This window comes from Pseudomonas sp. zfem002, assembly GCF_032621685.1.
Classification (GTDB): Bacteria; Pseudomonadota; Gammaproteobacteria; order Pseudomonadales; family Pseudomonadaceae; genus Aquipseudomonas; species Aquipseudomonas japonica.
Map to the genome: position 1 here is coordinate 115,244 of NZ_JAVYJH010000026.1, position 9,324 is coordinate 124,567.

Genomic DNA, 9,324 nt, shown 5'->3' on the forward strand with positions numbered 1-9,324 from the left:
CGGGATCCAGGGGAAAGAGGTTCTCTAGGATGCGCAGGATGAGGGTGGCTGGCAAGTTTTATCTGTATGGATGTACAGTTTTGTGGCTGGGATGGGACTCAGACCACCTGATGTCGCTTGGTTGTGTAGGAGCTGGCTTGTCGTGTGACGAACCACTGCGAAAGGACCGCAAAGCGGTCCCAGATCGGCAGCGCCTGGGTTGGGCCTGCTGCGCAGGCCTTCGCAGGCAAGCCAGCTCCTACGAGGATGGGCGAGGGCTCTTTACGGCTTCGCGCTCACCGTGGCATTGCGCCACGCCTGCTGCAGCTTCTGCTCCAGCTCCGCACTCACCACCTTGCCCTTCTGCGCCTCCAGGCTCAGCTTCAGCCCGTTCAGCGAGCGTCCGCTCAGGCGGTTTTCACTGAGGTCCTGGGTGAACACCCGCTCCGCCTTCTCGGCCTCGCCCTGCGCCAGCAGGGCATAGCCGAGCGATTCGCGAACCGTGTAGTACCAGTCCGGCGGCTCGTTGTACCAGAGGCCGTCCTGCACTTCGACGGCCTTGCCCCACGCGGCGAGCACCTGCGCCTTGCTGTCGTCCTTCAACCCGGCGAGGTCATCGGCCAGCGCTTTGCCCAGGTCACCCACGGACCTGGCGCTGGTTTCCTGCACGGCTTTCAGAGCGAGCGCGCCGCCCGTCGCTTCCTGGGCCTTGTTGAACAAGATCAGGTTGGCCAGGCGCAGCAGCTCCACGGCATCGTTGTTGCCGTAGCGCAATCCGTCGGGAGTGGTCTTCTTGACCTCGGCAAGCACCTTGCCCGCCGTGCTCCAGAACCCGTCCAGCGCATCGACGGCCTTGCCGCTGTCCTGCTTCTCGCCCAGCGCCTTGTACGCCACGGCGTAGCTTTTCATGATCCGCGTGTACGGCATGGTCAGCGTCTGCCAGCCCTCGGCGTCCTTGCAGGTGTCGTTGATCCGCGCGAGCCCGGCGTCGATCTTCGGTTCGATCGCTGCCAGTTCGTCCCACGCCTGGAAGCGTACGGCGTAGTAGTACGGCACCGCATAGAAGTAGTCGGACTTGGTCTTCAGCTCAGCCGGATATTTCTCGCAGAGGAACTTCACCGAGGCGTTGGCGGTGGTGTTGTCCACCAGCTCGCTGGCCATGTTCAGCGCTTCGTTCTTGCGCCCTTCGATGGACAGGGTCCAGGTCAGGAAGTGGATGTTGTGCCCCAGGTAGTGCAGCAGGTACGGACTCTCCGGCTGCACCTGGTTGCCATAGGCACGGTCCACCGAGATCGCCGCGTAGTTGGTGGCGCTGGACAGTTCGTTGTTGCCGGTGCGCTGGTAGATGTGCGAGGCCATGTGGATCAGGTGACCCACCGCCGGGTTGAGGGTGCGGAAGCGCTCGGCCATGGGCATGCCGCTGTCGGGGAACGGCGACTCTTCGATGGCGTGGATATAGAAGTGGTTGGCGCCGGAATGGTTCTTGTCCATCACCAGCACGCGGTTGAGCACTTCCAGCGCCTCGTAGGCCTCGCCGGTCGGCTTGACGGTGTTCGAGGTGGCTTCGTCGCCGTTCCACCATTTCCACGGCGCGATGTTGAGCAGGGCGTCGGCGTACAGGGCGGCGGCGTCGAGGTCGTCGAAGTAGGTGCTGGAGAGCTCCTTCATCTTCGCCGCGTAGCGTTTCTTGCCTTCCAGCGACAGGCCGATGTCATCGCCCTTGACGTCGTACTGGCTGAGGAACGCCTCGGCGTAGGCCTGCTCGCGCTTGACCTGCTGCTCGGTGAAGCCGGCCGGAATGCTCTTGACCCGGGCACCGGCATTGTCCTGGGCCATGCGCGCGGCCAGGTTGGCCAGCTGGTCGCAACCCTGGGTGGCGTCGGTATTGATGTTCGAGCTGGCCGACAGGGCGATGCCCCACAGCGGCATCGCCGAGCCCTTGTCGAGCTGGTACGCCTGGTAGAAGGCGCGGATCGCCTCGCCGAAGTTGAAGCCGTACTGCAGGGCCATGCCCTGGCTGTAGAAATTCTGGATCTTCGCGGTATCGCCCACGGCCACCAGGTCGTAGCGTTCGCCGCCGAGGCCGGAAAGCAGGTGGTCGGCCTGGGTGTCCTTGTCGCTGACGCAAAGCTTGAGGGCGTTCTCCAGGCTGCTGCCGTCAGGCAGACGGGGGAAAAACTGTTCTTGCTGGTCCGTCTTGTCGTGCATGCCACCATGGGCGATGGCCTGCAACGGCAAAACGGCCAGCAGTGCGCAGGCGACTGCCGTGCGCACGCTGGTCGTTCTTTCCATGAAACGATTTCCTTATGGGGTTGTAGCCAGGCGTTCGATCTGTACCGCGAGATCCTTCTCGGGAATCTTCACTTCCACCAGCACCGGCTGGTCGCGAACCGCCAGTATCTGCGGCAGCAACTGCTGCAGCTCGCTGACCGTGCGCACCTGATGGCCCTGCGCGCCATAGCCCTGGGCGACCGCGAGGTAGTCCAGGCTCGGCAGGGTGTCGAACGGCGCGAACTGGCCATCCGGCTTGAACGCATCGATATCGACGAAGGCCTGCTCGATGGCATACACCTGGTTGCTCATGACAAAGACGATGGCATTGACCTTGTTGCGCTTCAGCGCCGCCAGGGACTGGCTGACCATCATGAAGCCGCCGTCGCCGGCGACCACGATCGGCCGCTTGCCGCTGCCCAGGGCGACGCCGAGGGCGCAGCCGGTTTCATGGCCGAGCGAGCCCCAGATGGCATCCGAGAGGAAGGCGTTGCGCGGCATGCCCTGGATGTTGCTGGCCACGTACAGCGACGAGCTTTCGCCGAGGATCAGCGTGCTGCTGTCCCACAGGCGGTGCTCCTGGGCGTACTCGACGAAGGTGGCGAAGAAGTTCGCGTAGCTCAGCGCCGTGTCCGCGCCGCAGGCGGCGAGCAGGGGCGGGTGCTTGGGCAGGACCAGGTCGGTACGCGGGAAGCGCGCATCGAGGTTGAAGGCCTTCAGCAGGGCGTCGACATAGTCCGGCAGGCGCACGTTGGGGTAGTACTCGGCGCCGGTACGGGCCAGGTCGCAGTTGACCTGGATGATCTGGTCGAAACGCTGCTGCAGCAGGTCGAGGTAGTCGTCGGTGAAGATCACCCCGATGGCCAGGATGCAGTCGGCGTCCAGTACCTGCGGCGAGGTCTCCAGGCGCGATGCCGGGCCGGCGTAGGTGCCGATGAACGGTGCCTGGCTTTCGTCGAGCACGGTCTTGGCATCGAGGGTGGTGCTGAACGGCAGCTTGCAGCCGTCGATCAGGCGCTGCACCGCGTCCTGCAGACCGTAGCGCATCACCTCGACACCGAGCAGCACCAGCGGTTTCTTCGCTTCGGCCAGGCGCTGGATGCTGTTCTTCACCAGCAGGTCGAGGTTGTAGGCGTTCGACGGCGTCGGCGCCGGGGCCAGTTGGCCCTGGGGACGCGAGCACGGCATGCCCCAGACGTCCTTCCAGGCTTCCAGGTAGATCGGCTGGCGGTGGGTGAGGGCGGCGATCAGTGCGCTGTCGATCTGCCACGGCGCCTGGTTGGCGTCGGAGATGATCTCGCAGGCCACGGTGACCTGCTCCAGCACCTTGCGGTCGGCCTCGAAGTCGCCGGTGGAATGGTGGAACAGCACGTGCTGCTTGCGCGCCAGCTCACGGTTGGCGGTGGACGGACTGGCGGAAATCACCACCACCGGGGCGCGTTCGACGAACGAGCCGGCGATGGCGTTGACCGCGCTGAAGGTGCCCACGCCATATTGCAGCGACACCGCGCCGAGGCCATGCACCCGGGCATAGCCGTCGGCGGCGTAGGCCGCGCCCATTTCGTAGACTTCACCCACGGCGTCGATGCCGTCGAAGTTCTCCAGGGCATCCATGAAGTTGGACACGTAGTCGCCCGGGACCTGGAAGATCTTGCTCAGGCCCAGTTCCTTGAGGCGGGTCAGCAGGTAGTCGGCAACGCTGAAGTCGTCGGTGCTCATGCCTTGATCCCCGTGTAGGCGAATTCGGTGACGTCGGCCAGGGTCTGCTTGCAGTCGGTGCAGGCGAGGGACGGCGGGTTCTCGATATCGATCGGCGCCGGGGTCGGCAGCAATTGATAGGCCTCTGGCAGCCACGAAGGGCGTGGCAGGCCGAAGAAGTCCTGGAGGGTGGATTCGGCGGTGGTCAGCGCGCCTTCGACCCAGCCCTGGCCGTAGGAATAGGCTTCACCGACGATGTACACCTCCTGCTCCTGCACGGGATGGCGCATGCGCTGGATGATCAGGTCGAGACGGTAGTTGGCTTTCCACTCGTGCCAGCCGCCACCGAACGGGTTGGCATCCCAGGCGTGGTAGACGGCGGAGTAGGGCGCCGGCAGTTCGATCTGGTCGTGCAGCGACGTGACCTGACGTTGGGCGATGCGCACCATTTCCTCGCTGATCTGGTACTGCATCTTCGGCACGACCTGGTTGCTGTCGACACGGCCTTGCAGGCTCTTGGGCGCGTAGCCCTCGAACGGCACGCCGCCTTCCAGGCCTTTCCAGAACGGCACGGTACCGATGTCGTTGTAGGACGCCATCAACAGCGAGTTGAGGGTCTTCTCGCCGCCGTCCTGCTCGCACTCGGTGCCCATGTAGTAGCACTGGCGGATCGGCAGGTCGGTGACCGAGCGCCCGGCCACCAGGCCCTGGCTGCGCCACCAGGGTTGTTCGTAGGCGAGGAACAGCTTGAAGGCCGACTGCACCAGCACCGAGTCGAGGTTTTCCTTCAGCCACTTGTCTTCGAACAGAGGCGAGTCGATCAGCTCCAGCGAGCGCCGCGGCATGGCCAGAATCACCTGGCGGGCGTGGATGATCTCTTCCGGCGCGTCGAGGTCGCTGGTGTTGCCGTCGACGGTCACGGTGGGCTGGAAGTGCAGGCGGTACGGGTATTCGGTGTCATCGCTGTATTGCAGCGAGGCCAGGCGACGGTTCATCTGTACCCGCTGGTCGGCGGGGACCAGGCCACCGGGGGCCTCGGCGAAGCGCTTGGCCAGGGTCAGGGGCAGGGTCTGGAAGCCGGTCTTGAGGGTCAGGAAGACGGTCTGGTCGCTGTACTCGGTGGCGGGCAACTGGGTCACGGCGCTGGCGTTGGCCACGTTGGCCTCGTAGCCGCCGGCGTCCTTCATGAACTGGTAGCCCTCGTTGCTCAGCACGCGGTAGAGCAGGTCCCAGAAGCCGTAGCGCCAGATTTCCTTGCCGAACACCTTCACTTGCATCTGCTCGGCCAGGCTGAGATCGGCGAAGCCCGGGTAGATGCTGTTCATCACCTTGACCTGCAGGTCCTCGGGGCCGAAGCCGCGCTCGGACCAGGCCAGCTTGTAGGGGATCTTCTCCGGTGCTTCGGTGAAGTCGCGCAGGCGGAAACGCTCGCCGCGCAGGTAGAACAGGTTGTCCTTGGCGCCGACCGGGTCTTTTTCCGGCAGGTTGCTGCCCATGGGGAAGTCTTTGGTCGGCAGCTTGAGTTCGCCGACCAGCTTGTCGACCATCACGTGGCCGCCGGTGCCGTCGTCGGTCGCGGGCATCCAGCGCATGCCGCCGACTTCGGCGACAACGTTGGGCAGACCGGGGAGATTGATACTGAAGAGACGGCCGCCGATGCGGTCGCTGTATTCGAACAACTGGATGCGTTGACGATCACCCTGGGCTTCTTGCAAGCGCCATGCGCTATAGGTCCCTGATACGCCGCCGCCGATGATGGCGACATCCAATGGCTGGGTCTGACTCATCGCAAATATCCTTATGTTGTGTGGGCAAGGAATTCCATGCGGGAGGCAGTATTGACGAGGATTGGGTCAGTGCCAATCTGCCATCACTGATTTTTTTGCAAGCGATGGCTGAAATGGCGAAAGCCACGGATGACAAGGCTTTCAGGGGAGAAAAGGTATGTGCGCAAGGCAACCTGAGCGGGAGGCTCACGCCCGCGGTTATTGTCGGTTCCCGGGGGGCTGTCTCGCCTATTTGTAGGAGCGCGGCTTGCCCGCGAAGGTGACCTGTAGGCGCTGGCTTGCCTGCGAAGGTGACCTGTAGGAGCGTGGCTTGCCCGCGAAGGACCGCAAGGCGGTCCCGGATTTCAGCGCTATCCGGGACCGTTTCACGGTCCTTTCGCGGGCAAGCCACGCTCCTACAGGTTTTTCGCCGGCAAGGCGGCCGCGGATGGATCAACCGCGACTGGCAGCCAGGGCCTGTTGCAGGTCGGCAATGATGTCGTCGCTGTGCTCGATGCCGATCGACAGGCGCACCATGTCCCGCGGCACCCCGGCTTTCTCCAGCTCTTCGTCGTTGAGCTGGCGGTGCGTGGTGGAGGCCGGATGGCAGGCCAGGGACTTGGCGTCGCCGATATTGACCAGGCGCACCACCAGGTTCAGCGCATCGATGAAGCGCGCGCCGGCTTCCTGGCCGCCCTTGATGCCGAAGGACAGGATCGAGGCCGGCTTGCCCTGGGTGTAGCGCTGCGCCAGCTCATGCTCGGGATGCTCCGGCAGGCCGGCGTACTTGACCCAGGCCACCTGCTCGTGGTCCTGCAGGTAGCGGGCGACCTTCAGGGCGTTCTCGGTGTGGCGCTCCATGCGCAGGGCCAGGGTTTCCAGGCCTTGCAGGATCAGGAAGGCGTTGAACGGGGAGAGCGCGGCGCCGGTATTGCGCAGCGGCACCACGCGGCAGCGACCGATGAACGCGGCCGGACCGAAGGCCTCGGTGTAGGTCACGCCGTGGTAGGACGGGTCGGGGGTGTTGAGCAGGGCGAAGCGTTGCTTGTTCTCGGCCCAGGGGAACTTGCCCGAGTCGATGACGATGCCGCCGATGCTGGTGCCGTGGCCGCCGATGTACTTGGTCAGCGAGTGCACGACGATATCGGCGCCGTGTTCGATCGGCCGGCAGAGGATCGGCGTGGCCACGGTGTTGTCGACGATCAGCGGCACGCCATGGCGGTGCGCGGCGTCGGCCAGGGCCTGCAGGTCGACGATATTGCCCGCCGGGTTGCCGATGGACTCGCAGAACACGGCCTTGGTGCGCTCGTCGATCAGCGCTTCGAGGGCGGCAATATCGTCGTGGGGGGCGAAGCGGGTCTGGATGCCGATCCGTGGCAGGGTGTGGGCCAGCAGGTTGTAGGTGCCGCCGTAGAGCTTGGCCACCGAGACGATGTTGTCACCGACCTCGGCGACGGTCTGGATCGCGTAGGTGATCGCCGCCATGCCCGAGGCCACCGCCAGCGCCCCGACCCCGCCCTCGAGGGCGGCCATGCGCTGTTCGAGCACGTCGTTGGTGGGGTTCATGATCCGCGAGTAGATATTGCCGGCGACCTTCAGGTCGAACAGGTCGGCGCCGTGCTGGGTGTCGTCGAAGGCGAAGGAGGTGGTCTGGTAGATCGGCACGGCCACGGCCTTGGTGGTCGGGTCCGGGCTGAAGCCCGCGTGGATGGCCAGGGTTTCCAGCTTCATGCAGTCGTTCCTTGCGCGATGGGGAGAGCGGGGCAGCATGGAGTGGGGGGCTCAGGCGGTCAATAGCCTTGTTTGGCATAAGGAAATAACCCGATCAACACACGGTTGGTGTTGCCCGCGATGGCCGTGGTGAGCGCACTACCGTAATCGCGGCTGAAGCCGCTCCCACAGGGGCCGTGTCGCCCAGAGACATTCGCGGCTGCAAGGCGAATCCGGTAAGCTCGCCCACGATTTTTCCCGCCTTGCCCCACGGAACTCCCGATGTCCCAGACCCCCACCAAGAACCGGGCCCTGCGCGTGCGCAGCGATGTCCTCGCCGGTTTGACCACGTCCTTCGCCCTGGTGCCGGAGTGCATCGCCTTCGCCCTGGTCGCCCACCTCAACCCGCTGATGGGCCTGTACGGCGCGTTCATTATCTGCACCCTGACCGCGCTGTTCGGCGGCCGCCCCGGGATGATTTCCGGCGCCGCCGGCTCGATGGCGGTGGTGATCGTCGCCCTGGTGGTGCAGCACGGCGTGCAGTACCTGCTGGCCACGGTGTTGCTGGGCGGGCTGCTGATGATCGCCTTCGGCCTGCTGCGCCTGGGCAAACTGGTGCGCCTGGTGCCGTATCCGGTGATGCTCGGCTTCGTCAACGGCCTGGCCATCGTCATCGCCCTGGCCCAGCTCGAGCACTTCAAGAGCGGCGAGGCCTGGCTGCAGGGCCCGGCGCTGTGGCTGATGCTCGGCCTGGTCGGCCTGACCATGCTGGTGGTCTACGTCCTGCCGAAACTGACCCGCGCGGTGCCGCCGGCGCTGGTGGCGATTCTCGGCGTCGGCCTGCTGGTCTGGCTGCTCGACCTGCCGACCCGCACCCTCGGCGACATGGCCCATATCGCCGGTGGCCTGCCGTCCCTGGCGTTGCCGCAGGTGCCGTGGAGCCTGGACACCCTGCGCATCATCGCCCCCTACGCGGTGCTGATGGCCCTGGTCGGCCTGCTGGAAACCCTGCTGACCCTCAACCTCACCGACGAGATCACCGAGAGCCGCGGCCATCCGGACCGCGAATGCGTGGCCCTCGGCGTGGCCAACATGGCCTCGGGCCTGTGCGGCGGCATGGGCGGCTGCGCGATGATCGGGCAGACCGTGATCAACCTCGGCTCCGGTGGCCGCGGGCGCCTGTCCGGGGTGGTGGCGGGGGTGATGATCCTGCTGTTCGTGCTGTTCCTGTCGCCGCTGATCGAGCGGATACCCCTGGCGGCGCTGGTCGGGGTGATGTTCGTGGTGGCCCATCAGACCTTCGCCTGGGCCTCGCTGCGGGTGCTGCGCAAGGTGCCGTTGAGCGACGTGCTGGCGATCGTCGCGGTGACCGTGGTCACGGTCTTCACCGACCTCGCCACCGCGGTGCTGTTCGGCATCGTCATCGCCGCGGTCAACTTTGCCTGGCAGCACGCCCGCGAGCTGTACGCCGACGGTCAGGCGCAGGCCGACGGCAGCAAGCTGTATCGGGTGCACGGCACCTTGTTCTTCGCCTCCAGCACGGCGTTTCTCAACCAGTTCGACCCGGCCGGCGATCCGCCGCAGGTGACGCTGGACTGCCAGCACCTGAGCTTCGTCGATTACTCGGCGATCGCGGCGTTGATGACCTTGCGCGAGCGCTATGCGAAGGCGGGGAAGCACCTGCGGGTGGTGCATCTGTCGGAGCGTTGCAAGCAGCTGTTGAAGCGGGCAGGGGCTGAGCACTAAATGCATTGGGGCCGCTTTGCGGCCCTTCGCGAGCAAGCTCGCTTGTATGGTGTGAGACTTGAAGGGAGGAGGAGGGACATAACTCGCTTCTGACTGTCGCGAGCAGTACAGACCGTGGGAGAAATCACCCCTCCTCCTTTCAACACCCCAAGCG

The 9,324-nt window shown here is 65.2% G+C and carries 5 protein-coding genes; 1 reads left to right on the forward strand and 4 read right to left on the reverse strand.

Going from position 1 to position 9,324, the window contains the following annotated elements; translation table 11 throughout:
• Positions 1-261: 261 nt before the first annotated feature.
• From RTI28_RS25455 to RTI28_RS25470, 4 genes are all read right to left on the reverse strand, one after another.
• Positions 262-2,271, reverse strand: a complete 2,010-nt coding sequence (locus RTI28_RS25455; protein WP_316923043.1) for a hypothetical protein — start codon at positions 2,269-2,271, stop codon at positions 262-264.
• A gap of 12 nt (positions 2,272-2,283) precedes the next feature.
• Entirely contained in the window at positions 2,284-3,969 is a 1,686-nt protein-coding gene (locus tag RTI28_RS25460; protein ID WP_316923044.1) for an alpha-keto acid decarboxylase family protein, read from the reverse strand.
• Positions 3,966-5,735, reverse strand: a complete 1,770-nt coding sequence (locus RTI28_RS25465; RefSeq protein WP_316923045.1) for a flavin monoamine oxidase family protein — start codon at positions 5,733-5,735, stop codon at positions 3,966-3,968. Before RTI28_RS25465 ends, RTI28_RS25460 begins: the two co-directional genes overlap by 4 nt.
• 432 nt (positions 5,736-6,167) lie before the next feature.
• Positions 6,168-7,445, reverse strand: coding sequence for a bifunctional O-acetylhomoserine aminocarboxypropyltransferase/cysteine synthase (locus tag RTI28_RS25470; RefSeq protein ID WP_316923046.1), 1,278 nt, complete (start codon positions 7,443-7,445; stop codon positions 6,168-6,170).
• Between the two features lie 261 nt (positions 7,446-7,706).
• Here RTI28_RS25470 and RTI28_RS25475 point away from each other — a divergent pair, with 261 nt between their 5' ends.
• Positions 7,707-9,170 (forward strand): SulP family inorganic anion transporter, encoded by a 1,464-nt coding sequence (locus RTI28_RS25475; RefSeq protein WP_316923047.1) that lies wholly within the window; start codon positions 7,707-7,709, stop codon positions 9,168-9,170.
• Positions 9,171-9,324: the final 154 nt, after the last annotated feature.